At 71.7% G+C, this 25198-nt stretch carries 22 protein-coding genes; 10 read left to right on the plus strand and 12 right to left on the minus strand.

From position 1 onward, the window contains the following. Positions 1–132: 132 nt before the first annotated feature. Positions 133–888 carry a DUF3109 family protein gene (locus AB0C36_RS06420; protein ID WP_358350084.1) on the plus strand — a complete coding sequence of 252 codons (756 nt, stop codon included), beginning with the start codon at positions 133–135 and terminating at the stop codon, positions 886–888. 80 nt (positions 889–968) lie between these two features. Here AB0C36_RS06420 and AB0C36_RS06425 read toward each other — a convergent pair whose 3' ends face one another. Both AB0C36_RS06425 and AB0C36_RS06430 read right to left on the minus strand, forming a co-directional pair. Further along, a complete protein-coding gene (locus AB0C36_RS06425; protein WP_358350086.1) occupies positions 969–2666 on the minus strand; it encodes a BACON domain-containing protein in 1698 nt (565 codons plus the stop codon). A gap of 234 nt (positions 2667–2900) precedes the next feature. Continuing rightward, a complete protein-coding gene (locus tag AB0C36_RS06430; RefSeq protein WP_358350089.1) occupies positions 2901–4544 on the minus strand; it encodes a BACON domain-containing protein in 1644 nt (547 codons plus the stop codon). 246 nt (positions 4545–4790) lie between these two features. On the opposite strand from AB0C36_RS06430, the gene radA reads away from it, so the two are divergent. Next, on the plus strand, positions 4791–6170 hold the full coding sequence (gene radA / locus AB0C36_RS06435) for a DNA repair protein RadA (protein WP_358350092.1): 1380 nt from the start codon (positions 4791–4793) through the stop codon (positions 6168–6170). Between the two features lie 107 nt (positions 6171–6277). Continuing rightward, positions 6278–7384 carry a DNA integrity scanning diadenylate cyclase DisA gene (disA, locus tag AB0C36_RS06440; protein WP_358350095.1) on the plus strand — a complete coding sequence of 369 codons (1107 nt, stop codon included), beginning with the start codon at positions 6278–6280 and terminating at the stop codon, positions 7382–7384. A 60-nt stretch (positions 7385–7444) separates the two neighbouring features. On the opposite strand, the gene AB0C36_RS06445 is transcribed toward disA, so the two are convergent. Further along, complete coding sequence (locus tag AB0C36_RS06445) at positions 7445–8302, minus strand: hypothetical protein (RefSeq protein WP_358350098.1); 858 nt, start codon at positions 8300–8302, stop codon at positions 7445–7447. Between the two features lie 182 nt (positions 8303–8484). Between AB0C36_RS06445 and AB0C36_RS06450 the strand changes: the two genes are divergently transcribed. The 3 genes from AB0C36_RS06450 (at position 8485) to AB0C36_RS06460 (ending at position 11202) form a co-directional block, all read left to right on the plus strand. Further along, positions 8485–9375 carry an HhH-GPD family protein gene (locus AB0C36_RS06450; protein ID WP_358350101.1) on the plus strand — a complete coding sequence of 297 codons (891 nt, stop codon included), beginning with the start codon at positions 8485–8487 and terminating at the stop codon, positions 9373–9375. Between the two features lie 160 nt (positions 9376–9535). Then, on the plus strand, positions 9536–10462 hold the full coding sequence (locus AB0C36_RS06455) for a sterol desaturase family protein (RefSeq protein ID WP_358350103.1): 927 nt from the start codon (positions 9536–9538) through the stop codon (positions 10460–10462). Beyond that, positions 10459–11202 carry a lysoplasmalogenase gene (locus AB0C36_RS06460; RefSeq protein WP_358350105.1) on the plus strand — a complete coding sequence of 248 codons (744 nt, stop codon included), beginning with the start codon at positions 10459–10461 and terminating at the stop codon, positions 11200–11202. Before AB0C36_RS06455 ends, AB0C36_RS06460 begins: the two co-directional genes overlap by 4 nt. A gap of 38 nt (positions 11203–11240) precedes the next feature. On the opposite strand, the gene AB0C36_RS06465 is transcribed toward AB0C36_RS06460, so the two are convergent. Both AB0C36_RS06465 and AB0C36_RS06470 read right to left on the minus strand, forming a co-directional pair. After that, positions 11241–11621: a tetratricopeptide repeat protein gene (locus AB0C36_RS06465; RefSeq protein ID WP_358350107.1), complete on the minus strand. Its 381-nt coding sequence runs from the start codon at positions 11619–11621 to the stop codon at positions 11241–11243. A 149-nt stretch (positions 11622–11770) separates the two neighbouring features. Next, positions 11771–12634: a TetR/AcrR family transcriptional regulator gene (locus AB0C36_RS06470; RefSeq protein WP_358350110.1), complete on the minus strand. Its 864-nt coding sequence runs from the start codon at positions 12632–12634 to the stop codon at positions 11771–11773. 111 nt (positions 12635–12745) lie between these two features. Here AB0C36_RS06470 and AB0C36_RS06475 point away from each other — a divergent pair, with 111 nt between their 5' ends. Beyond that, positions 12746–14905: an MMPL family transporter gene (locus AB0C36_RS06475; protein WP_358350113.1), complete on the plus strand. Its 2160-nt coding sequence runs from the start codon at positions 12746–12748 to the stop codon at positions 14903–14905. A gap of 142 nt (positions 14906–15047) precedes the next feature. Then, on the plus strand, positions 15048–15971 hold the full coding sequence (locus AB0C36_RS06480) for an AMP-binding protein (RefSeq protein ID WP_358350116.1): 924 nt from the start codon (positions 15048–15050) through the stop codon (positions 15969–15971). Here the strand turns inward: AB0C36_RS06480 and AB0C36_RS06485 are convergent. Both AB0C36_RS06485 and AB0C36_RS06490 read right to left on the minus strand, forming a co-directional pair. Continuing rightward, positions 15940–16134 carry a DUF397 domain-containing protein gene (locus AB0C36_RS06485; protein WP_358350118.1) on the minus strand — a complete coding sequence of 65 codons (195 nt, stop codon included), beginning with the start codon at positions 16132–16134 and terminating at the stop codon, positions 15940–15942. The two genes, AB0C36_RS06480 and AB0C36_RS06485, sit on opposite strands and share 32 nt — an antisense overlap. A gap of 29 nt (positions 16135–16163) precedes the next feature. After that, positions 16164–17018 carry a DUF5753 domain-containing protein gene (locus AB0C36_RS06490; protein WP_358350119.1) on the minus strand — a complete coding sequence of 285 codons (855 nt, stop codon included), beginning with the start codon at positions 17016–17018 and terminating at the stop codon, positions 16164–16166. Between the two features lie 29 nt (positions 17019–17047). Between AB0C36_RS06490 and AB0C36_RS06495 the strand changes: the two genes are divergently transcribed. Beyond that, positions 17048–17608, plus strand: a complete 561-nt coding sequence (locus AB0C36_RS06495) for an ATP-binding protein (RefSeq protein ID WP_358350122.1) — start codon at positions 17048–17050, stop codon at positions 17606–17608. Between the two features lie 109 nt (positions 17609–17717). Here AB0C36_RS06495 and AB0C36_RS06500 read toward each other — a convergent pair whose 3' ends face one another. Beyond that, the gene (locus tag AB0C36_RS06500) at positions 17718–20249 is read right to left on the minus strand and encodes an ATP-dependent Clp protease ATP-binding subunit (protein WP_358350125.1); all 2532 of its coding nucleotides are present in this window, start codon (positions 20247–20249) and stop codon (positions 17718–17720) included. Between the two features lie 503 nt (positions 20250–20752). Between AB0C36_RS06500 and AB0C36_RS06505 the strand changes: the two genes are divergently transcribed. Beyond that, positions 20753–21433, plus strand: a complete 681-nt coding sequence (locus AB0C36_RS06505; protein ID WP_358350128.1) for an SCO3374 family protein — start codon at positions 20753–20755, stop codon at positions 21431–21433. Positions 21434–21543: 110 nt separating this feature from the next. Here AB0C36_RS06505 and AB0C36_RS06510 read toward each other — a convergent pair whose 3' ends face one another. The 4 genes from AB0C36_RS06510 to AB0C36_RS06525 form a co-directional block, all read right to left on the minus strand. Next, the gene (locus AB0C36_RS06510; protein WP_358350131.1) at positions 21544–21882 is read right to left on the minus strand and encodes a histone-like nucleoid-structuring protein Lsr2; all 339 of its coding nucleotides are present in this window, start codon (positions 21880–21882) and stop codon (positions 21544–21546) included. Positions 21883–22026: 144 nt separating this feature from the next. Beyond that, a complete protein-coding gene (locus tag AB0C36_RS06515) occupies positions 22027–22530 on the minus strand; it encodes an amino-acid N-acetyltransferase (protein WP_358350134.1) in 504 nt (167 codons plus the stop codon). Positions 22531–22683: 153 nt separating this feature from the next. Next, entirely contained in the window at positions 22684–24225 is a 1542-nt protein-coding gene (locus AB0C36_RS06520; protein ID WP_358350136.1) for a DUF11 domain-containing protein, read from the minus strand. Positions 24226–24471: 246 nt separating this feature from the next. Continuing rightward, the gene (locus AB0C36_RS06525; protein WP_358350139.1) at positions 24472–24885 is read right to left on the minus strand and encodes a BlaI/MecI/CopY family transcriptional regulator; all 414 of its coding nucleotides are present in this window, start codon (positions 24883–24885) and stop codon (positions 24472–24474) included. Between the last annotated feature and the right edge of the window lie 313 nt (positions 24886–25198).

Below are 25198 nucleotides of genomic sequence, written 5' to 3' on the forward strand. Positions count from 1 at the left end.
CGGACAGTGGGCGGGGATCGGCGGCAGTGGGCCGCGCCCGCCGGCGGTGCGGGCCCGCCGGCGCGACGACGCGTCGGCCCGCTCCCGGTGAGGTGGCGAAGAGAGCGACGGACACACGTCTACGCTTGGCCCGTGCCCGAAGTAAGTCTGGATTTCCCCCGAGCCTGGTTCGAGTTCTCCGACCCCGCACCGCGCGAGGATCCGGAGGACGCCGAGCAGGTGTTCCGCTGCGACCTCACCTGGCTGACGTCGCGCTGGACCTGCGTGTTCGGCAGCGGTTGCCAGGGCATCGTCGCGGGCCGGGCCGCCGACGGCTGCTGCACGCTCGGCGCGCACTGGTCGGACGACGACGATGAGAAGCGCGTCATGGAGTGGGTCGACCGGCTCACCCCCGAGACATGGCAGCACCACGCGACCGGCACCGCCGACGGCGTCACCGAGCCCGACGAGGACGACGAGCCGCGCACGCGCCGCGTGGACGGCGCCTGCCTGTTCCTCAACCGCCCCGGCTTCGCGGGCGGCGAGGGCTGCGCGTTGCACGCGCAGGCGCTGCGCGAGGGGCGGCATCCGCTGGAGGCCAAGCCCGACGTGTGCTGGCAGCTTCCGATCCGGCGCACCTTCGACTGGGTGGACCGCCCGGACGACACGCGCGTGCTGCTGGTCGGCATCGGCGAGTACGACCGGCGCGGCTGGGGCCCGGGCGGGCACGACCTGCACTGGTGGTGCACCGGGGCGACCGAGGCCCACGTGGGCGGGGACCCGGTCTACGTGTCGTACGCGCCGGAGCTGCGCGAGCTGATGGGCGACCCGGCGTACGAGGAGCTGGCGAAGGCGTGCGAGGCGCACATGGCGTCGCGGTACGCACCGCACCCGGCGGACCCCGCCTGACGCCCCCGGGCTTCGCGGCTGGGACCCGAGCCGGGTTTCCGGCCCGGCTCGGCCCGGCGCCGCGCCGGTGGGCCCGGAACTCAGCGCCGCGCGGACGCGGTGGCCGACGCCGTCGGTGACGCCGTAGGACCGGGCGTGCCGGAGCCGCTGGGCTTCGGGGACGTGGACGGCTCCCCGCCCGGGTCGGTGCTGCCCTCGATCGTCACCTGCGAACTCCCCGGCTGGATCCGGATGTTCGCGGTCCACGAACCGCTGGGTGCCTTCGCCGAGTCGACGGTGACCGTCAAGGTCGCGGTCTCGCCCGGAGCGAGGGTGCCCGAGGTGCGGCTCAGCCGGAGCCAGGCCGCCGCCGTCTCCGCCGTCCAATCGACCGGGACGGGGCCGGTGTTGCGCAACGTGACGACCGTGCTGTCGCGGTCGTGCGCCACCTCGACGCGAGGCGGCGTCGGGGCCTGCTCGGGCCCGCCGCCGGTCGGGGCGGGCCGGTCGCCGACCGCCGGGGGCGGCGCGACCGGTTGCGGAGCCACCGGCCCGCCCGCGGCCGGGCCCGGCACCGCCGGGGACTGCACTGCCTGCACACCCGACCTGCCGCCGGGCTGCGGCGCGGCCGGCGGCGCCACCGACGACGGGAGGGGGCGGTTCGCCGGACTGCCGAGCTGCCCCTGCCGGGTGCTCCCGGCCCCCGTGGGCTCGCGTGTCGCCTCGTCGCCGTACGCCGGTCCGACCGTCGTGACGCGCGCCGCCGAAATGGTCGTGGCCCGCACCTTCGTGTCGTCGTTGCGGTGCACGGCCTGCCACAGCGCGAAGGCGGGCACCGCCGCGATGATGACGAGCACGGCCGCCGCGACCGCGGTCATGCGGCGGCGCCCCGGCCGCCCGCGCCCCGCCCGGGAACGGAAGACGGGGAAGCCCGCCCGGTCGAACTCCGCCACCCTGCGCGTCAGTTCGGCAGGACGATGGGCCGACCGGCCACGGCCGACGTCGCCGAGCACCTGAGTACGCAGTTCGTCGGGGGGCGTGATCGTCGGCAGCGGGTGCGGGTCCGCGGCGGCGCCGACGATGGGCACCAGGCGTGCGGCGGCAAGGCGCACGTGCGGGCGGCAGCGGCGGCAGGCGTCGACGTGGTCCACCAGGCGGTCGCGTACTCCCGGGCTCGCGACGTCGGCGGCGAGGCCGGGGCCGTCGGGACAGCTCACGGCGGCGCCCGCGCCCTCGAGCGCGGCGCGCGTACGGTCCACCTCGCGCCCGGCGTGCAGGAGCGTGCGCCGGGCGTGGTCCTCTTCCCAGCCGAGCACCGCCGCGAGCCCGCGGGGCTCCAGGCCGTGCCGCACGGACAGTTCCAGTGCCTCGCGGTGCTCCGCGTCCAGACCGACCGACTCGGGCCAGGCGAGCAGCGCGAGTTCGGACCGCTCGCGCGCGGCGCGGCGGCCCTGGACCGGGATCACGCCGGGCGCGGACAGGTCGTCGGGATCGGGCTCGGGCGCCGGGACGGGCAGCGCGACGGGGCCGCCGCCGTCGAGGCGCACCAGGCATTCGTAGCGGGCCAAGGCGTACAGCCACGGCTTGAGCAGGCCGAGGTCCGGCAGGCGCCCGATGTGGCGGTCGGCGAGGACGAAGCTGCTGCGCAGCGCGGACGAGGCGGCGGAGTGGTCGCGCAACACCGACAGGCAGTACGTGTAGAGCCCCTCCGCATATGCGTCGTAGGCCGCCCGTCCCCAAGACTGTGCTGCGTGGGGCGTCGCCGCAGGGGCCGCTCCCGTCGTCACCGATTCCGTCACACGGGCGAACGTAGGCGGCGCACACCCCGGAACTCAGGTGAATTGCACTTTCATACGTCTTTCGGGATCGATAATCACACTTCCGAGTGAATCGGCGTCACTGGTGCCGCTTATCGGGTCAAGTCGGACCGTTCTCCCCCACGCGTCCGCCTGACGCACGCCCGCCGCACGCCCCGATATCCGTCCGGCTGTCCCTCTGTGACTTCTGTGCGCGCCCTCCCCGCGCGCCCGCGGCTACCTGCCGGGCCCCGTGACGGTGACCGTCTGGCCCCCGGGCCCGACCGTGAGGACCGCGGTGGCCGTACGCCCCGCCGGCGCCTTGCTCCGGTCCCACGACACGGTGACCGAGACGGTGCCGCCGGACCGCAGCGTTCCGGACGTCCGCGAGACCGTCACCCACGGCGCCGACACGCCGAGCGACCAGGTCACCTGTCCGCCGATAGCGGAAAGCCGCAGCGTCCCGGACGAATTGCCCGAGGTGAACGCGAGGGCCGGGGTGAGCACGACCACCTGCGGCCCGCCGGATCCGGGTCCGCCGTCGTCGTCCGCACCGGCGATCCTGGCCCCGCCCTGACTGTCCCCTTGGCCGGTCCCCTGGCCGTTCCCCGACCCGCCGTCCGGGCCGTTCTGCGGCCCGTTGCCGGTGCCCTTGGGGCCGCCCGAGGGCGGAGTCCGCGTACCGGAGGCGCCCGGTGTGCGCGATGCGGTCGCCGAAGTCTTCCCGGCCGACGAAGCGGAGGTGCTCGGTGCGGCGGCCGAGGTCGGCGCCTCGACCGCGGCGCCCGGAACCCCCGCGCCGGCGATGCCGGGCTCGGGTATCGCCCCGGGTATCGGCGGCGGTGCCGAGACCAGCGCGACGGGCGTGTTGCCCTGGTCGCCCGGGTCGGCCGAGCCGTCCGAGGCAACCAGGGCGACGATCATGAGCAGCCCCGCCGCGGCGGCGACCGCGGCGGTCGCGAGCGGCGCGCGCCTGCGTCGGCGCGTACGCGGGAACCCGTCACGCCCGGCACGCACGGCGCGCGCGACCACCAGCCCGTGCCCGTGCGCGCCGCGCGCGCCCTGGGCCGAGGTGCGCAGCAGCGCCGCACGTACCGCGAGCGGCGCCGGGCGCGCGGGCCCGGTGGCCACGAGCGCGTCCAGGACATCGGGGTCGCCCGCCGCCAGTTCGGGCCGGAACGGCGTGCAGGACGTGCACGAGTCGATGTGCAGCACGGCCGGCACCCGCAGGCCGGGCTCGACCGGTTCGGGCAGCGTCGCGCCCGACACCACGCCGGTCGGCAGCAGCACCGCGAGCTCGGCGCACTCCTGGTCCGGGTGCACGCACACGGCATGTACCCGCAGGCATGCCGCGAACTGCTCGCGCCCGCGGTCCACCAGTTGCTCCGCCCGGCGCTCCGACACGCCCAGCACGCGGGCCAGTTCGGCGGGTGCCAGGCGGTGCCGGACGGACAGTTCCAGCGCTTCGCGCTCGAGCGCGTCGACGCCGGCCAGCGCGACGGGGACCAGCGGGAGGAGCCGGGCGCGGTCGCGTACCGCCCCCAGGACCACCACGTTGGGCCGCCAGACCTGACCGGAATCCGCCGCCGGCGACGCCGTGCGGGTGCCGTGCGGCCGTGCTCCCCCGTGCCGCACACACTCGCTCCGGGCGACCGCGTACATCAGTGCGCGCAGTTGCGCCTCGTCGTTCAGCCCGGCCGCCCGCGAGCGGACGACCACCACTGTGTCGTGCACGATTTCCCCGGCCACGCGTTCGTCGCCGGTCATCGTGCGGCAGTACGCGAACAGGCCGTCCGCGTACACGTCATAGAGCTCCGCGACGCCCTCGGGCGTCCCCTTCTCGTGGCCGCGCGCAAGCGCAACGGCAAGCCCGGCCCCCACGACCGGCGCTCCCCCACCATGCATGAGGCCACACCGTACGCACGCACGGACCGCGCCACTACGGTTTTGGCGGACGACCACCCGATTCCAGTCTTCCTGTCACAATCCCTTGACTCTTCCGCGACCCTGCGCGCGCCTTCCGCGCCCCGAAATGCGGGCGTTTCGCGCGATCCGGGTGGTGCGCGCTGCCGACGCCGGACCGTGTCGGGGGACGCGGTGTCGGTGCGGGGGGCTACCGTGCCGCACATGGCCAAGACCACGTCGTCCGCCAAGGCGCGACCCTCGTACCGCTGTACCGAGTGCGGGTGGACCACGCCCAAGTGGTTGGGCCGCTGCCCCGAGTGCCAGGCCTGGGGCACCGTCGAGGAGTTCGGCGCGCAGTCGAAGCTCCGTACCGTCACCGCGGGGCCGGTCACCTCGCCCGCGCTGCCGATCGGGCGCATCGACGTCGAGGCGGCCCGTTTCCACACGACCGGGGTCGACGAACTCGACCGGGTGCTCGGCGGGGGCGTGGTGCCGGGCGCGGTGATCCTCCTCGCCGGCGAGCCCGGGGTCGGCAAGTCCACGCTGCTGCTGGACGTCGCAAGCTCGTTCGCCACCCCGGGGGCCCCGACGCTCTACATCACCGGCGAGGAGTCCGCGTCGCAGGTACGGCTGCGGGCGGGACGCATCGGCGCGCTCAACGAGCACCTGTACCTCGCCGCCGAGACGGACCTGTCGGCGCTGCTCGGGCACGTCGACGCGGTCAAGCCCGCGCTGCTGGTGGTCGACTCGGTCCAGACGATCGCGTCACCGGAGATCGACGGCGCGCCGGGCGGCGTGTCGCAGGTGCGGGAGGTCGCGGGCGGGCTGATCCGGATCGCGAAGGAACGCGGCATCGCCACGATCATCGTCGGGCACGTCACAAAGGACGGCTCGATCGCCGGCCCGCGGCTGCTCGAACACCTCGTCGACGTCGTGCTGCACTTCGAGGGCGACCGGCACGCCCGGCTGCGGCTGGTCCGCGCGATCAAGAACCGGTACGGAACGGCCGACGAGGTCGGCTGCTTCGAGCTCCACGACGAGGGCATCAAGGGCCTGGCCGACCCGAGCGGGCTGTTCCTGACGCAGCGCAAGGAGCCGGTCGCCGGCACCTGCGTGACGGTCACGCTGGAGGGCAAGCGCCCGCTGGTCGCCGAGGTGCAGGCGCTCGTGGCGCCGTCCCAGATCCCCACGCCGCGGCGGGCGACCTCGGGCCTGGACTCGGCGCGCATGTCGATGGTCCTGGCCGTGCTGGAGCGGCGCGGCGGCGTACGGCTGGACAAGACGGAGATCTACACCGCGACAGTCGGGGGCGTACGCCTGACCGAGCCCGCCGCCGACCTGGCCGCCGCGCTGGCCCTCGCGGGGGCGGCGGCCGACCATCCGCTGCCCGCCAAACTGGTCGCGATCGGCGAGGTCGGGCTCGCCGGCGAGGTGCGCCGGGTGACCGGCGTGCAGCGGCGGCTCGCGGAGGCGCACCGCCTCGGATTCACGCACGCGCTGGTGCCCCCGGACCCCGGAAAGGTGCCCGACGGCATGCGCGTCACGGAAGTGGCGGACATCTCCGAGGCGCTGCGCGCATTCTCCCTTGTGTCTCACCGGTAGACTTTTCCACCGATCTTTCTCAGCGGCGGCAGGGCAGGCGCCCGGGGCACCCTCCGGACGATGCCCGGCCGCCGCAGCCGGGGACGGCAACGACCACGGGGAGTTCTGTGGCAACGAATGACCGGACCGACAAGGGCGCGACCGACCAGGCCCTGGTACGGGCTTCGCTGATGGCCGTGGCGCCGGGCACGGCCCTGCGCGACGGCCTGGAACGCATCCTGCGCGGGAACACCGGCGGCCTGATCGTCCTCGGCTTCGACAAGACGGTCGAATCGCTGTGCACCGGCGGGTTCGTGCTGGACGTCGAGTTCTCCGCGACCCGGCTGCGCGAGCTGTGCAAGCTGGACGGCGCCCTGGTGGTCGACAAGGACTTCACCAAGATCGTGCGGGCCGGCGTGCAGCTGGTGCCCGACCCGTCGATCCCCACCGAGGAGACGGGCACCCGGCACCGCACGGCCGAGCGCGTCAACAAGCAGACCGGGTACCCGGTCGTCTCGGTGAGCCAGTCGATGCGCCTGATCGCGCTGTACGTGAACGGCCGCCGCTACGTCCTGGAGGACTCGGCGGCGATCCTGTCCCGGGCCAACCAGGCGCTGGCGACCCTGGAGCGCTACAAGCTCCGGCTCGACGAGGTGGCGGGCACGCTCTCCGCACTGGAGATCGAGGACCTGGTCACGGTCCGCGACGTGTGCGCGGTCTCCCAGCGGTTGGAGATGGTGCGTCTGATCGCCCGTGAGATCGACGGGTACGTCACGGAGTTGGGCACCGACGGCCGCCTGCTCTCGCTGCAGCTCGAGGAGTTGATCGCGGGTGTCGAGCCGGACCGCTCGCTGGTGTCGCGCGACTACATCCCGGAGCGCGCGCTCAAGCGGGGGCGCACCGAGACGGACGTCCTCGACGAGCTCGACGGCCTGACCCACACCGACCTGCTGGACCTGCCGACGGTGGCCCGGGCGCTCGGCTTCACCTCCAGCGCCGAGGTCCTCGACTCGGCGGTCAGTCCGCGCGGCTACCGCCTGCTCGCCAAGGTGCCGCGCCTGCCACCGGTGGTCATCGAGCGGCTGGTGGAGCACTTCGGCGGCCTGCAGAAGCTGCTGGCGGCCAGCGTCGACGACCTCCAGGCGGTGGACGGCGTCGGCGAGGCCCGGGCCCGCAGCGTCCGCGAGGGTCTGTCGCGCCTCGCGGAGTCCTCGATCCTGGAGCGGTACGTCTGACCCGACCCGCAACGTGAGAACGCCCCCACCGGCTCCGGTGGGGGCGTTCTCACGTCGTGCCTACTGCGTGACGAGCCACTTGAACGGCTGGCTGGCCCACTGCATGCCCGCGACCTTGCCGGTCGCGGCGAAGAGCGCGCCGGGCGGCGGGGTGTTCAGGGTCGGCGGGGTGCCGCTGCAGCGTGCGGGGTCGCTGCGGGTCCAGTTCCAGGTCCAGGTGCGGCTGACCGACTTGCCGGGCTGGATCTGGGTGATCTCCGGGGTGCCGGGGGCGCAGTCGGCGGGCGACCAGATGCGGTCGCTGCCGGAGCGGACCTCGACGGTGGCGGCGCGCTGCGACATGTCGACCGCGCAGGTCTCCGAGCCGGTGTTGCGGACCTCCAGGGTCAGCTTCACCTGCTCGCCGACCCGGAACTTGGTGTCCTGCGGGCGGTCTCCGGTCACCACCAGGTTCGCGTTGCCGGGGAACTGGCAGGCCAGTATGCCGTTCACCGTCGAACCGGGCGGGTTGCCGGCGCCGGGCTGCTGGCCGGGCGGCGGGGCCTGGCTCGTGCCCGGGGTGGCACCGGGGGCGGTACCGCCGTTGGCCGCGCCGGGACTTCCGCTCGCACCGGGGTTGCCGCCGGTACCGGGGGCGGTCCCGCCGGTGGGGCCGGTCGCGCCGGGGGAACCGGTGGCCTGGCCGCCCGTGGCCGTGCCGTCGGTCGGGCCGGGCCCGATCGGCGCCGGCGAACCGGAGCCCGTGGGCGCGGTGCTCTCGGCGGAGGTGTTCTTCTTGTCGTCGCCGTCCCCGCCCCCGGCGGTGCACGCCCACGCCACGAGCGCGATCAGAACGGCGAGGCCGACCAACACGATCGCCCGTCGGCGCCAGTACACGGACGGGGGAAGGTGGCCAACAGGGCGGGTCACAGATTCCACTTGGCAACTCTATGTGTCGCGGTTACGCCGTCTGGCGCAGCCGCGCCGGTTCCGACGTGGGATTTTGGATGTTGAGACGGCTTCGCGAGGACGCTTTCCGGCAAACCCCCGCAAGCCTCCCGGGTGTTGCCGGGTTCCCTCGTACGAGTGACCGCCCGGAACGTGGGAGGATCGGTCCCGTCATGCCGCACGCACTCAACGACCCGGTGATCGCCTGGTACGCGGACCACGCCCGCGATCTGCCGTGGCGCACCCCCGACGCCTCCGCATGGGCCGTCATGGTCAGCGAATTCATGCTCCAGCAAACGCCCGTCAGCCGCGTCCTGCCGATGTACGAGGCATGGCTGACCCGTTGGCCCACCCCGACCGCGCTCGCCGACGACGAGCCGGGCGAGGCCGTACGCGCGTGGGGCCGGCTCGGCTACCCGCGCCGCGCGCTGCGCCTGCACGGCGCCGCGACCGCGATCCGCGACCGCCACAAGGGCGAGGTCCCGGACGACCACGAGAAGTTGCTCGCGCTGCCGGGCGTCGGCGAGTACACCGCCGCCGCGGTGGCGTCCTTCGCGTTCCGGCAGCGGCACGCGGTGCTCGACACCAACGTGCGCCGGGTGCTCGCCCGCACGGTCGACGGCACCGAGTACCCGCCGCAGTCCACCACGGCCGCCGAACGCCGGACCGCGACCGACGCCATGCCGCTCGCCGACGAGACCGCCGCGACCTGGGCGGTGGCCGTCATGGAGCTGGGCGCCCTCGTCTGCACCGCGCGTACTCCGCGCTGCGCCGACTGCCCGGTGGCGGCCATGTGCGCGTGGCGACTGGCCGGGAAGCCGGCGTACGCCGGTCCGCCGCGCCGGGGCCAGACGTACGCCGGGACCGACCGCCAGGTGCGCGGCAAGCTCCTCGCCGTCCTGCGTGAGGCACACGGGCCGGTCCCGCAGGCCCGGCTGGACGCGGTGTGGGACGAACCGGTCCAGCGCGCCCGCGCGCTGGACGGCCTGGTCGCCGACGGCCTGGTGGAACCGGTGGCGGACGGCGTATACCGCCTCCCCACGGGCGCGCCCGTTTCGTCCTGACCGGCCGCCCTCGGCGGCCATCCCCGGTGCGCCCCATGTGAGTTCGCGACGGTAGCCGACAAGGTGCCCCACGGGGTCCGAGACGGCTCAACCTACCCGCGGTAACACGTCTCGGCCGACGGTCTTCCCTCGTGCCCTACCCGCGAGTAATCTCCGATTCATGGACCTCACGACGTATGCGATACCGGCCTTTGTGCTGCTGCTCGCCGTGGAGATCCTGGCGTACCGCTTCACCCCCGACGACGACCGCCGGGGGTACGAGACGAAGGACACCGCGACCAGCCTCTCGATGGGCATCGGCAGCATCGCCGCCAATCTGGGCTGGGGCCTGCTGGCGATCCTCGTCTGGTCGGCGGCCTTCGAGGCTACGCCGCTCGACGTGCCCGGCACGTGGTGGGGCTGGGCGCTGGCCGTGCTCGCGGTGGACTTCTTCTACTACTGGGAGCACCGCGCGATGCACGAGATCCGCCTGCTGTGGGCGAGTCACGTCGTGCACCACTCCAGCCGCCACTACAACCTCTCGACCGCGCTGCGGCAGAGCTGGACGGGCGCGCACCACCTGGTGTTCATGGCGCCGGTCGCGCTGCTGGGGTTCGAGCCCGCGATGGTGTTCGCGGCGTACTCGGTGAACCTGATCTACCAGTTCTGGATCCACACCGAGCGGATCGGCAGGCTGTGGCGGCCGGTCGAGTACGTGCTCAACACACCGTCGCACCACCGCGTGCACCACGGGTCCAACCGGCAGTACCTGGACCGCAATTACGGGGGGATCCTGATCGTCTGGGACCGGTTGTTCCGCTCGTTCGAACCCGAGCGCGAGAAGGTCGACTACGGGCTGACCAAGAACATCTCGACGTACAACCCGCTGCGGGTGGCGTTCCACGAGTACTGGGCGATCGGCCACGACGTGCGGCACGCCGCCTCGTGGCGCGAGCGGTTCGGGCGCGTGCTGCGCGGTCCGGGGTGGCGCCCGGCGGCCGACCGGGGGCCGGTACCGGAGTCACCGCTGTCCGGCGCGCCGGTACCGGGTGATCCGCAGGCGTCGTTGCCCGGTGCGTCGCAGGCGTCCGCGGGGGTCGTCGCGTGAAGTTGGCCCGGGTGTTCCGGCGGATCGGTCCCAAGGGGCTGGTGGCGGCGTACCTCGCGGTCGGCGTGGTCGACTCGGTGCTCGCCGCGGCGGATGTGGGGGCGGTGCGCTGGGCGACGAAGCCGCTGCTGATGCCGCTGCTCGCGGCGTACGTCGTGGCCTCGGCCCGGCGCGGCGCCGACCTGCGGCTGCCGCTGATCGCGCTGGCCGGCGGGTTCGTCGGCGACGTGGGACTGCTGCCGGACCGCGAGGCGCTGTTCATGGTGGGCATGGCCGGGTTCGCGGTGGGACACGTCGCGTACATCCGGGCGTTCGACCGGGCCGGCGCGCGGACGCGGCTCGCGGCGAAGCCGTGGGTGCCCGTCGCGTACGGCGCGGCGTGGGCGGCCATGATCGCCGTGCTGTGGGGCGGACTGGACGACCTGCTCGTGCCGGTGCTCGGCTACAGCCTGCTGCTCACCGCGATGGCGGTCTTCGCGGCCGGACTCGACGGGCGGACGGCGCTGGGCGGGGCGTTGTTCCTGCTGTCCGACACGCTCATCGCCTTCGGGATCGCCGACGTCGACGCGTTCCCCGGGCAGGACGGGCTGGTCATGCCGCTCTACGTGGCAGCGCAATTGCTGTTGACGACGTCGTGGGCGCGGTGGCCGTTCGGGAGCCGGGAGAACGGCACGGACGGCGTCCCGCGCCACGGCACACGGCGCGCGACGGCGGCGGACCGGGGGTCCGCCGCCGTGTGATCCACCGCGCTCAGCCGCTACGCCGACCGCGCGGCCGCTCAGTCCTCGTGCGGCGCCGGCATGTAGCGCCATGCCGCCGTGACGTACTCGGGCTCGGGACACATCGCCGCGGCCAGCCGGAAGTACGGCCCCGCCTCGGCCCCGCGCCCCGCGCGCTCCAGCGTGCGCCCGAGCGCGTGCAGCGCCCATGCGTCACGCGGGTCCAGCTCGATGACGCGCCGCAGCGTGGCCTCCGCGTGGCGCAGCTGCGCCGATCCGAAGTACGCGCGGGCGGCCAGGAGTTGCACGGACAGGTTGTCCTGCTCGGCCTCGAGGGACGGCTCGATCAGCTTGAGCGCGCCGAGAGGGTCGCGGGCGTCGACGAGTTCCTGCGCCCAGCGGTAGTTCTCCACGGTCATGCCGGACATCTGCGTCGTCACGTTCGCTCCTTTCAGCGCACCCGGGCCGGACGGCCCTCCCAAGGTGTTCGGGACACGGGCGTCAACCGAATCGCGGCCGGTTCTGTTCCGCAACGGATTTGTGCCCTCGGGCGCGCGGAACTTGCGTACGCGGATCGGGTGCGCGCAGGTCAGGCGTACGGCGACTTGATGTCGCGCCCCACCTGCCCCCGCGGCACGATGCCGTGGAACGCCACGTCGAACGACCGCTCGATCGCCGCGTCCTGCGCCTCCTGCGGCAGCTCGGCGAGGTTGGTGTCGATCAGCAGCATCGCGATGCCGTGGACCGAGCCCCACAGCGCGATGTCCATGTACGGCCTCCGCTCGGCGGCGAGCACGCCCTCCGCGACGAGCGTGTCCAGGGCGTCGGCCATCGTCATGTACGACTCGTCGCCTTCCTTGGCAGGTGAGGCGTCCTCGGCGGCCAGCGCGAGCGCGGTCCGGCCGGCGTTCTTGCTCTTCCGGAAGATGAGCCGGAACAGGCCCGGTTCGGCGACCGCGAAGCGCACGTAGCCCGCGCCGGCCGCGGCGATGCGGCGCAGGGCCTCGTCGACGGGGTCCGGGCTCGGCGGCCTCGCCTCCAGTTCGGCGCGGACGCGTCCGGCCATCAGCCGGGTCGCCTCGTGCTTGACCGCATCGACCAGGTCGCCGTGGTTCTCGAAGTGCCGGTACGCGGCGGTCGACGAGACCCCGGTGGCCCGGGCCACCTCGCGCAGCACGAGCGCGTCGGGATCGCCGGAGCGCACGAGCTCCATGCCCGCCTCGACGAGGGCGTTGCGCAGGTCGCCGTGGTGGTACGCGCGGCGCGTGCCACGCGGCGCCGCGGTACGCCCCACCTTGTCGACGCCCTTGCCGACCGCCTTGTCGGCCGCCGTGTCGGCCGGCTTGTCGGCTGCCCTGTCGACCGGCTTGCCGACGGCCCCGCCCGCGCTCTGGCCCACGCCCTGGTCCGTGTCCCGCTCGTCCGCCCGATCCGCCCGATCCCGTGGGGTCACTCCTACCGCCTCCGAACTTGATCTCCTCCCCCATGTTGACAGCGACAACATTGGATGCCAAGTTATCAGTGCAAACAATGTTGACGGCATAAACATCCCGGATGGTGGGCCATGCTCGAACGCATCGGCAAGATCGCCGCACACCGCGCACGTACTGTCCTCGTCACCTCCCTGCTCCTCCTGATCGCCGCCGCGGTCGCCGGGTTCGGCGCCTTCGGCGTGCTGAAGGGCGAGGGCTTCGACGACCCGGCCTCCGAGTCGTACAAGGCCGACCAGCTCATCGAGCAGACGTTCGGCCAGTCACCGAGCCTCGTCGTGGAGGTACGGGCCCGAGGCCAGTCCGTCGACGACCCGGCCGTGGTCGACGCCGGCCGGCGCCTGACCACGGCACTCGGCGGCGCCGAGGACTTCAAGGGGGCCATCTCCTACTGGTCGACCGGCGCTCCCGCACTCAAGTCCGAGGACGGCACCAAGGCCCTCGTCATCGCACAGACCGACGAGGACGTCTCCGAACTGCCCCAGTCGGTGCGCGACGCGATCGCCGCCGACCTCGCCCCCGACGGCACCATCTCGGTCCGGCTGGGCGGCGGCGCGGCACTCGGCCCCGAGGTCAACGCGCAGGTCGGCAAGAGCCTCGCGATAGCCGAGGCGATCGCCGTACCGATCACGCTCATCCTGCTCGTGCTGGCGTTCGGCAGCGTGGTCGCCGCGCTGGTGCCGCTGGCGATCGGGTTCGTGGCGATCCTGGGCACGTTCGGCGAACTGTTCGTACTCGGCAGCATCACCGACGTGTCGATCTTCTCGATCAACCTGACCACCGCGCTGGGCCTCGGCCTGGCCATCGACTACGGCCTGCTGATCGTCGCCCGGCACCGCGAACTGCTCGCGGGGGGCGCCACCGTCGAGGAAGCCGTCGTCCGCACCGTGCAGACGGCGGGCCGCACCATCGTCTTCTCGGCCGCGACCGTCGCCGCCGCCCTCGCGGTGCTGCTCGTCTTCCCGATGTACTTCCTGAGGTCCTTCGCGTACGCGGGCATCGGCGTCGTCATCATCTCCGCCCTCGGCGCGCTCTTCATCGCCCCGGCCCTGCTGGCCGTCCTCGGCCCGCGCGTCGAGGCCGGGCGCATCCGCGGCATCAAGGGCGTGCAGGGCGCCGAGACGCCGTTCTGGTCCGGCCTGGCGCGCGGGGTCGCCAAGCGTCCCGTCCTCGCCGCGCTGCCGGTGCTGGCGGTGCTGCTGTTCGCCGCGTCGCCGCTGCTGGGCGTCAAGTTCGGCACGCCCGACGAGCGCGTGCTGCCCAAGGACAGCGCCATGCACCAGGTAGGCGACTCGCTGCGCGAGGACTACGCGAGCAACGAGGAGAACACCCTCGAGATCGTGATCACCGGCGCGGGCGCGAACGGCGGCGTGGCGGCGTACGCCACCGAGGTCTCCGCACTGCCCGGCGTCGCCCGCGTCGACACCGCCGCCGCGAGCTACGCGTCCGGCAACCCGGCCGGCGGGCGCCCCAACCCGGCGATGGCACGTCCCGACGCCCAGATGCTGGCCGTCGTGACCACGGTGGCACCGAAGTCGGACGCCGCACAGGACCTCGTCCGCGACATCCGCGCGGTCCCCGGGGCACCGGACACCCGCACCCTCGTCGGCGGCGACGACGCCCAACTCGTCGACACCAAGGACGCGATCGCCGACCGCATCCCGCTCGCCGCCGGGCTGATCGCGCTCACCACGTTCATCCTGCTCTTCCTGTTCACCGGGAGCATCGTGCAGCCGCTGCGCGCGCTGGTCCTGAACGGCCTGAGCATCGCGGCAGCGATGGGCGTCACCGTGTGGGTGTTCCAGGACGGCCACTTCGCGGACTTCCTGGGCTTCACCCCGATGCCGATGGACACCTCCATGACCGTGCTGCTCTTCTGCATCGCGTTCGGACTGTCCATGGACTACGAGGTGTTCGTGATCAGCCGCATCAAGGAACTGCACGACCAGGGCTACTCGGGCGAGGAGGCGGTCACCCACGGCCTGGCGCGCACCGGCCGCATCGTGAGCACCGCGGCCGTGCTCCTCGCGGTGACCTTCGTGGCCTTCATGACCAGCTCCGTCAGCTTCCTCCAACTGTTCGGCCTGGGCGCGGCGCTGGCGATCCTGATCGACGCCACGCTGGTCCGCGGCATCCTGGTGCCGGCCACGATGAAGCTGCTGGGCCCGGCGGCGTGGTACGCGCCCAAGTCCATGCGGCAGGTCCACGAGAAGGTCGGCGTCAGCGAAGGCTGACGGCCCGACCGGCAACGACTCCCGGTCGGCCGACCGGGACGGCCGGCCGGGGCCAGGCTCCACGGTCCCGCCGACACGAGAGGGCCGCGCGATACGCGCGGCCCTCTCCCGCTGTCCGGAACCAACCACTACCGTGGGTGCAATGGCCAATCACCCTGAGGTAGTTGCCGCCGCTCACGGGCAGTGGGGCGACGAAACGCTCGACTGCCTCCTACGGGACCGGGTCGCGCTGCACCCGGACGACCCCGCGGTGGCCGATCCGCCCGACATCCACCTGCTGACCGGACGCGGGCCCGAGGAATGGACGTGGAGCCGCCTCGACCAGGAGGTCGACCGGCTGGCGGCGCTGATGCTGGGGCACGGCGTCGGCCGCGGCGACACCGTGGCGATCCAACTGCCCGCCGGGGTCGAGCTGGTGCAGGCCGGCCTGGCGTGCTGGCGCATCGGCGCGACGGCGATGCCGCTGGCGGTGAGTCTGCGCGACCGGACCATGACGTACCGCGCGCGCCGCGGCGGGGCCCGGACCATCGTCACCAGCACCCGTATAGGCGGCTACCGCGCCGCGGCGGTGGCGGTGGCGCTGCCGTGTTTCCCGACCGTACTGGCATGGGGACCCGAAGTGCCGGACGGCGCGGTCGACTTGGATTCCGCCGTACCGGCCCCGGACGAGCCCGCCGCCTATCTGGCCCGGGAACGCGTGCGGGCCGAAGACCGGGCGGCGCTGCTGTGGACCGCCTGCGACGGCGAAATCCCCTACCGGCACCGGGATCTGCGGGACGCCGGTGCCGAGGTCACCGGGGACACACTCACGAACGCGCCGGGCCCCACCTGTCCGACGGACTTCCCCGAGGTTGTGGTGCCGTGGCTGCGGAGCGGCTGCCGTCTGGTGCACCCGGAGACGCAGCGCCCGGCAGCGGTGCGCCCGCAGCCGGTGCGCTCGGAACAGGTCCGTTCAGAAGCGGCGCGCTCGGAAACAGCACGCTCGGAGTCGCTGCGCGCGCGGACGCATCGCCCGGAGGCGGGAACGGCGGGGCTCACAGGAAGCGGTCGAACTCCCCGGCCTTGACTCCCGCGACGAAGGCCGCAAGCTCCTCGCGTGTGTAGCAGAGCGCGGGTCGCCCGGTGTCCATGGAGTCGCGCATGGCAATACCGCCGGGGATCTCCGCGAGTTCGACGCAACACCCCGCCTGGTCGGAGATTGTGGACTTGACCCAAACAGCGTCAGTCATATCCGTCAGGTACAGGGAGGACTTGTCCATCACTGACTTTCTGCTCGCTCCAGAAGCAGCGCGATGGTGTCTTCGGGTGACAGTGCCGCAGCCTCGATGCTGGTGAAAAGCCTTTCGAGGCGCCGGACTTCGCGCTCGCTGTCTCGCGAGATCATACCGCCGATCCCTTCCAGGAACGCGACGGCGGGATCCCCCGGGCGGGTGAATCCCAGGGTGACGAATCCCCCTGAGTGCGCCGCCTGGCGGCCGGCACTGAAGGGCACCACCTGGACGGTCACATTCGGCAGACGTGCCATCTCCACCACATGGAGCAATTGCGCACGCATGACCTCGGGGCCGCCGATCTCGAAGTGCAGCGCGGCTTCGGTGACGATGCCGTGGTACCGCAGCACGGGTTCGTCGAAGAGCCTGCGCTGCCGCCCCCGGCGTACCGCACTCAGGCTTTCGATCTGATCGGCGCCCAGCGCGAGCAGACCGGTCGCCATGATGACCGAGCTGTACTCGGCGGTCTGCAGAAGGCCACCGATGACCAGCGGCTGGTACTCGCGTTCTTCCGCGGCCTCGTCCTCCAGTGCCACGAACTCCGTGAGATGGGTGTTCATGACCGCGTCGTGCTCGCGCCACCAATGCCGCGGACGCTTGTCGACGATCAATTGCGCCAGCTCGAACTGCAGTTGGGGCGGGACTTCGTAGAGACGGCACAGTGCTTCGAGATCGTGCGGGCTGACATAGGCGCGCGCCAGCTCCATCCGACTGATCTTCGTCGGGTCGCCTTTGATGGCCTTGGCGGCGGCGTTGCGGGAGATTTCTCGCTCTTCACGGAGTCTGCGGAGCTCATATCCGAGGCGCTTGCGCTTCAGGGTGTGCTGAGAGTCGGTCGCCATCGGTACTCGCCTTCCCCGGAGGACGATTCATGATTCTTGTGCGACTTTTCGGCATCTACTTGCACGTGCAGTTTCGTGAGTGCTTCACTCATCTTGACTACACACCGCTCTTGAGTCAACACCAAGAGCGACGATCACCGCGATGCCGAAGTCGCACCGCGCGGCCCCCAGGGAGAGCTGTGCACGCCACCGCCGCGTATTCGGAACCCGTCTATATCGTGCGGCTGCCACCCCTCCCCAGCTCCGTCGCGACCGCGCGCGAACACGTGGAGGGTCTGTGCCACAAATTCGGCGTGGACAGCTTCGCGCCGGTCCAGGTGGTGTCCGAACTCGCCGGCAACGCGGTGGAGCACGCCGGCATGTGCGGCGGAATAGAGGTGTGGGTTTCCGTGGATCCGGGCTACCTGTGGATCGAAGTGGTGGACTTCGCACCGGAATTCGTCCCGGACCTCGACCAGGTCCGGGACCCCGGCGAGGAACGCGAGCGCGGCCGCGGACTGCTCATCGCCCGGACCCTCGCCGAGCGCGTCGAGACGCTGGTGATGGCCGACCGCAAGGCGCTGTGCGCCTGCTTCCCGGTACCGGTCTGAGCCCTCCGCGGACCGGCACCGGGCAGGGCCCGGAAACGGCGGAGGGCCGCCCCCGGTTTCCCGGGGGCGGCCCTCCGTCAGTCGCGCGGGTCGCGCGCGATGCCCTGCGTCAGGACGCCTCGCCCTTGGTCAGGTCCGGGCCGGAGCCCGCGGCCTCGACCGGCGGGACGTCCGGCAGCGCGGCCTTCTCCTCACCGACGAAGGTGAACTTCTCGCCGCCCTCGCCGTCGGGCTCGGTACCGACCACGACGATCGAGCCGGGCCGCAGTTCCGCGTACAGGATCTTCTCGGACAGGTTGTCCTCGATCTCCCGCTGGATCGTGCGCCGCAGCGGACGCGCGCCCAGGAGCGGGTCGTAGCCCTTCTTCGCGAGCAGCTTCTTGGCCGCGGGGGTGAGCTCCAGGCCCATGTCCCGGTCCTTGAGGCGCTCGTCCACCTTGGCGATCATGAGGTCGACGATCTGGATGATGTCTTCCTCGGACAGCTGGTGGAACACGATCGTGTCGTCGACACGGTTGAGGAACTCCGGCCGGAAGTGCTGCTTGAGCTCCTCGTTGACCTTGGCCTTCATCCGGTCGTACCCGGTCTTGACGTCCGAGTTGCCGGTGAAGCCCAGCCCGAAGCCCTTGGAGATGTCCCGGGTTCCGAGGTTGGTGGTCATGATGATGACGGTGTTCTTGAAGTCGACCACCCGGCCCTGCGAGTCGGTCAGACGACCGTCCTCCAGGATCTGCAGCAGCGAGTTGAAGATGTCCGGGTGCGCCTTCTCGACCTCGTCGAACAGCACGACCGAGAACGGCTTGCGGCGCACCTTCTCGGTGAGCTGGCCGCCCTCCTCGTACCCGACGTAGCCGGGAGGCGAGCCGAACAGCCGCGACACGGTGTGCTTCTCGGAGAACTCCGACATGTCGAGCTGGATCAGCGCGTCCTCGTCCCCGAACAGGAACTCGGCGAGCGTCTTGGACAGCTCGGTCTTACCCACGCCGGACGGGCCCGCGAAGATGAACGAGCCACCCGGGCGCTTCGGGTCCTTCAGACCGGCACGGGTACGGCGGATCGCCTGGGAGAGCGCCTTGATGGCGTCCTTCTGGCCGATGACCCGCTTGTGCAGCTCGTCCTCCATGCGGAGCAGACGGGCCGACTCCTCCTCGGTGAGCTTGAACACCGGGATGCCGGTCGCCGTGGACAGCACCTCGGCGATCAGCTCTTCGTCGACCTCGGCCACGACATCCATGTCGCCGGCCTTCCACTCCTTCTCGCGCTTCGCCTTGTCGGCAAGGAGGGTCTTCTCCTTGTCGCGCAGCGAGGCCGCCTTCTCGAAGTCCTGCGCGTCGATCGCGGACTCCTTCTCGCGGCGCACGTTCGCGATCTTCTCGTCGAACTCGCGCAGGTCCGGCGGCGCGGTCATGCGGCGGATGCGCATGCGCGAGCCGGCCTCGTCGATGAGGTCGATCGCCTTGTCCGGCAGGAACCGGTCGGAGATGTACCGGTCCGCCAGGGTCGCGGCGGCCACCAGCGCGGCGTCGGTGATCGAGACGCGGTGGTGCGCCTCGTACCGGTCGCGCAGACCCTTGAGGATCTCGATGGTGTGCGACAGCGACGGCTCCGCGACCTGGATCGGCTGGAAGCGGCGCTCGAGCGCGGCGTCCTTCTCCAGGTGCTTGCGGTACTCGTCGAGCGTCGTGGCACCGATCGTCTGCAGCTCGCCGCGGGCGAGCATGGGCTTGAGGATGCTGGCGGCGTCGATCGCGCCCTCGGCGGCACCCGCACCCACCAGGGTGTGGAGCTCGTCGATGAACAGGATGATGTCGCCGCGGGTGCGGATCTCCTTGAGCACCTTCTTCAGGCGCTCCTCGAAGTCACCGCGGTAGCGCGAGCCGGCCACCAGGGCGCCCAGGTCAAGCGTGTACAGCTGCTTGTCCTTCAGCGTCTCGGGGACCTCGCCCTTGACGATCGCCTGGGCCAGGCCCTCGACGACCGCGGTCTTGCCGACACCGGGCTCGCCGATCAGCACCGGGTTGTTCTTGGTGCGGCGGGACAGCACCTGCATGACCCGCTCGATCTCCTTCTCACGCCCGATGACCGGGTCGAGCTTGCCCTCGCGGGCAGCCTGCGTGAGATTGCGGCCGAACTGGTCGAGCACGAGCGAGGTGGACGGGGTGCCCTCCTGCCCGGCGCCGCCCGGCGAGGCGGTCTTCTCGCCCGAGTACCCGGACAGCAGCTGGATGACCTGCTGCCGCACCCGGTTCAGATCCGCGCCGAGCTTGACCAGGACCTGGGCGGCGACGCCCTCGCCCTCGCGGATCAGGCCCAGGAGGATGTGCTCGGTGCCGATGTAGTTGTGGCCAAGCTGAAGCGCCTCGCGCAGCGAGAGCTCCAGGACCTTCTTGGCACGGGGAGTGAAGGGGATGTGCCCGGACGGGGCCTGCTGGCCCTGGCCGATGATCTCCTCCACCTGCTGACGGACCGCCTCGAGCGAAATCCCGAGGCTCTCGAGCGCCTTCGCGGCCACGCCCTCACCCTCGTGGATGAGGCCGAGGAGGATGTGCTCGGTCCCGATGTAGTTGTGGTTGAGCATCCTGGCCTCCTCCTGAGCCAGGACGACAACCCGCCGCGCGCGGTCGGTGAACCTCTCGAACATCGTTATCGCTCCTCAGAGCGGTCGTGCAGTTCGGGGACGGTCCCCTCCCTGTCCTTCCGCATGCTAGTCCCGCACGCGGGACCGCTCACTTCGTCCACATGGACGTGCGACCCACGTGTTGCGGGCCGCTCCGGACACCTAGTCAAACCTGATAGTGCGGGGCAGTGTTCCCCCGAACCAAGCAGAGTGACCGATTGCGAGTACGCCAGAAGCGAACGCGGCGGTTCGACGACGACTCCGAAGGCCCGGCCCCTGCGGACCGCGCCCCCTTCAAGCCTCACCCCACCTCGCACATGCGCCCCCTCGATCGCGGTCCTGACCGGCTCATACCCACGGCCGTGCGGGGCATACGCCCGCCGACCACCATCCGGCACACGGAAGTCCGCAGGTGGCACGGCTTCCGGCGGACCGCCCGCAACGCGGATTACAGTAGGCGCGTGTACGTAGCGCAATCGATCAATCACCTCTCGTAACCGGCATCCACTCCCGGAGTTGAACACGCTATGACAGCGACACTCCTTTTCGCCCCTCGCTCGGCGGCGATGGTCCCCGGGCCGCAGGACGAGGCGCTGTGGTACGCCCGCGCCCTCGGGTGGCCGGTGCTGCCCGGCGAGGTGGACCGCGCGGAGCCGGACGGCGTCCTCGGCAGCACCGATCCCGACGTGATCCTGCACTGGTGGCGGACCGCGCCCCGGCGGCCGGTGCGGCTGGCCGCGGGCGTGCACTTCGACGTCCTCGACGTACCGGGCGCCGCCGGGACCCGCGCGCTGCGCCGGGCCGAGCGCCTGGGCCTGCCGCTCGGGCCGGTCGCGGCGACGGCCGCCGGCCGGGTGCAGTTCTTCGTCGCGCCGGGCGTCGCGGAGGATCTGCCCGCGCTGCTGGACTGGCTGGACTGGTCGGATCTCGACCTGGACCTGCGGGCGTTCGGGGCGGGCGACTCCGTACCGGCCCCGTCGCCGTGGCCGGCCACGTGGCTGGCCCCGTGGCCCCGGGCGTGGGAGTCGGCCCGCTGGCTGCGTGCCCCCGCGGCCTCTCGGCTGCGCTGTGCGGCCGGAGCGCGGGCGGAGCCACTGATGAGGGTGGACGTGCGCTTCCCGGACGTCACACGGCTGCTGAGCGGCCTCGCCGACGCCTGCCAGCAAGTGCGGCTGCTCCCCCGGCAGCGGTGCCGCCGGGAAGCCTGACCCGGCCTGCCCTTCAGATATATCTACAAAAGGGACATAAATCAGCAAAGGGCGGCCCTGTCACTTCTTCACCGAAGGCAAGAAGTGACAGGGCCGCCCTTTGTCGTCGATCAGGCGTGAGCCTTGTCGTACGCCTCGCGGATGTTCGCGGGCACGCGACCGCGCTCGCTCACCTCATATCCGTTGTCCCTCGCCCACTGGCGCACAAGCGCCGTGTCCGCACCCGCGCCGGCCGACTTTGCCGTCCCCCGCGCGGCCCGGCGGCCGACCCGGCCACCGGTCTTGCGAGCCACCTGTACATAGGTGGCGAGAGCGTTGCGGAGCTCGCCCGCATTCGCTTCGCTGAGGTCGATCTCGTACGAGACACCGTCGAGGGCGAACGTCACCGTCTCGTCGGCCTTCCCGCCGTCGAGGTCGTCCACGAGAAGAATCTGGACCTTCTGTGCCACCGGTTTCCCTTTCATCGGGAGGGATCGCCACCAACCATGAAAAGGAAACCGCTTTTCCGGGAAAAATTCAAACCCGGGGAAGCGGAACCGAACGCCCCGGCAATGCGTTTGACTGTGGATAGACCATGTGGCCCGGGGGGTGCGCTACAGGTGAAGGAGCATCCGCGTGTTGCCGAGGGTGTTGGGCTTCACGCGTTCCAGGTCCAGAAACTCCGCGACGCCTTCGTCATACGAACGAAGTAGTTCGCGGTAGACCTCCGGATCCACCGGTGTCGCCTCGATCTCCACGAAGCCGTGCCGGGCGAAGAAGTCGACCTCGAAGGTCAGGCAGAATATCCGCCGCACGCCGAGCCAACGCGCCGTCTCCAACAACTTGGCAAGGAGCCGGTGCCCCACTCCGTGGCCCCGGCAGGACGTGTCCACGGCGAGGGTGCGGACCTCGGCGAGGTCCTCCCACAGGACATGCAGCGCGCCGCACGCGACGACGAGTCCGTCCGCGTCGCGTTCCGCGACCCAGAACTCCTGCACGTCCTCAAACAGTGTCACAGTCGGTTTGTCGAGGAGGATGCGCTTGCCCGCGTAGTCGTCCACCAGCCGGCGAATGGCCGTGACATCCGAGGTTCTGGCCCGGCGGATCGTGACTTCCATGTCGTGAAGGTATCGCGATCACGCGAGGCGGTCGCAGGCACCCCGGCAGCCCCTGTGAACACCCGGCGAACACCCCGGCACCGGTCGCCCGGAATGCGGACACAACCTTTGCCGACAACTCGCCGACACACCGGACCGACAACCGGTGGGTATCTAGTCGGCATGCATTTGCGGGGCACCGGAACGGGCTGCGGAATCACCCCATTCGGGGTTGTTGAGAGGTCGGTCCGCGGCATCGTGCGCGTTCGGGATCTGCGCACGGGAACGCGCGTCACGTGCCGCGATTCGGGTGCTGCTGCAGGCCGCGTCCGGATCATCGGCACAGGGCCCGGTGACGGCCGGCGCGGGATCCGACGACGCGACGAAATCCGAGCGCGCCGCCATCACCGTCCCGGCCGCCGGATCCGGTACGCGAACCGCGAGCGTCAGGGTCGCCCGCCCGTCGGCGGCGATGCGGCCGGTCTGCCAGACGCCCGTGCCGACGTCGTACGTGCCCTGCGACAGCGCGCCCCAGAGCAGTGGGGCACCGGCCGGGAGGCTGTTGCGGACGTTCGCGAACAGCGCGGCGGCGTTGCCCGAATCGGTGACGGTGACGGTGTGCGTCAGGGTCTGGCCGGGGCGCGCGTCGGTGGTGTCGACGGTCCGGGCCAGCGTGAGTCGCGGCTTGCCGAAGCGGAGGTCCGCGCACGCGGCCGTCGCGTCGTCGGCGCAGCGTTGGGCTGTCGGCACCTCGACCTCGGACGCGGGTGGGGGCGGTGGCGGAGGTGGCGGTGGCGGCGGCGGGGATGAGGGCGGTTTGGGCGTGGTGGGTGTCGGCTTGGCGGTCGGCGTGGGGCTGATGGTGGGCGCGGGCTTGGAAGTCGGGGTCGGCTGGGTCGGCGGAGTCGGCTTGGCCGTCAGGGTCGGCTTGGCCGTCAGGGCCGGCTTGGCCGTCAGGGTCGGAGTCGGAGTCGACGTGGGGCTGGCCGCCGGGCCGGGAGTTGCGGTGGGCTTCGTGGACGCCGCGCCCGGCGATGTCGACGGCGATGTCGACGGGGACGGCGGCGGGGACGGCGGCGGGGCCTTGGGCGATTCGGTGGGCCCGTTCGGTGTGGTGGGCTCCGTGGGCCTTGTGGGCGCAACCGGCTTTGTGGGCTCGACGGGCTTTGTGGCCTTGCCGCCGGTGGGCGTGGCGGTGACGGGTTTTCCGGAGGCCGACGGCTTGCCCGGCTTGGCGGACCCGGCAGATCCGGTGGCGCTGCTTGCCGACGGGCGCGGCGACGGACTGCCCGAGACGACCACGCCGTGTGCCCGCGTGCGCGGCGACGTGACGGACACGCGTACGCGCTCCACCGCGTCTGCGGCCTTGGCGGTGGCCTGGATCCGCCACACGAGGACGGCCTCATTACGACCAGGGGCCGTGGGCACCGTCCAGACACCTGACGGCCCGTCGAAGCCGCCGCGCGACGGGTCGGCGCCGACCGTACGCAGGCCGCCGGTCAGTCGTCCGGCGACCGTGACGTGGTCGCCGGGCCTGGTGTCGGACATGGTCAGGCGTACGACGGCCGTGACGGTCTCGCCGTCGGCGGCGACCGGCGTGCCCAGCGTGAGATCCAGCGCGAAGTGCGGGCGTACGTCCCGCCCGGCGGCCACCGCCAGCTGAACCACGACCAGGGCGGCGGCAGTCGCCAGCGCGGTGAGGACAGGCCGCGCCACCCTGTGCGGACGGGAGCGCGGACGGGAGCGCGCCCGGGCATGGGCCGACCTGTTCCGGGTCATGTGGCGCCCACCTCACTCCGTTCGGCGCATCACCAGTCCGATAAGCGGATGTTTCACCCCTCCAAAAGGTGAGCGCATTCAGCGGAACGAGTGGGGGCAACACTCCGAACAGACCGGTGATTTCACCCGGCCGGACCAGCTGTGGGACCGGCAGGTCGGCGGGCGGCCCGGCGGGCGGATCGATCAGGCGGGTCGATCAGGCGGATCCCGCCGGGATGACGGGTCCGGCCTCTCGGAAACCTCCGGCAGCGCCACTCGCAGGGCATCGCGAAGCGCGTCGTGCTGCTCGGGGCTCATCGCTTCCACGAAATGGACCAAAGCCCCCGCGCGCCCTCCGCCGGAAAGCCAGTCCTCGCGCATGAGGCCCGCGGTATGCGCTTCGCGGGAAAGCACGGGTTCGTAGCGATACGCCCGCCCGTCGAGCTCCCGGCGTACCGCGCCCTTCCGATAGAGGTTGTCGAGCACGGTCATCACCGTCGTATAGGCGAGGTCCCGTTCCGGAAGCAGCGCGTCGCGCACCTCGCGTACCGCGAGCGGTTCGTGTGCCGCCCACAGGTGGAGCATCACTTGCTCCTCAAGTTCTCCGAAGCGGGTCATGAGCGCCCCTTCCCGCCGGAAATTCACGACCTCTGCGGGTTTAGCCGGAATCAAACCTGCGGATTTTGTGATCTGAAGCACAGGAGTTTCAGCGCCTCCTAGGCGCCATAGTAGAGCTTCGATGCGGCAAAACCGGCATATCTCACATTGTCGGCACCGCACTACGACCGCGCGTCGTAGTGACCGCATGGTGACAGGTTGGCTCCGCGGTGAACCGGTCTGTTACCACTGTTGAGCCGGCCCCGACGCCGGGTCCCGCCGACGAAGGCGGACCCCGCGCACTCCAGCGCCAGAGCTTCGGGCCGGCGGATTC

The sequence above is a fragment of the Streptodolium elevatio genome (assembly GCF_040649515.1).
GTDB classification, from domain to species: domain Bacteria; phylum Actinomycetota; class Actinomycetes; order Streptomycetales; family Streptomycetaceae; genus Yinghuangia; species Yinghuangia elevatio.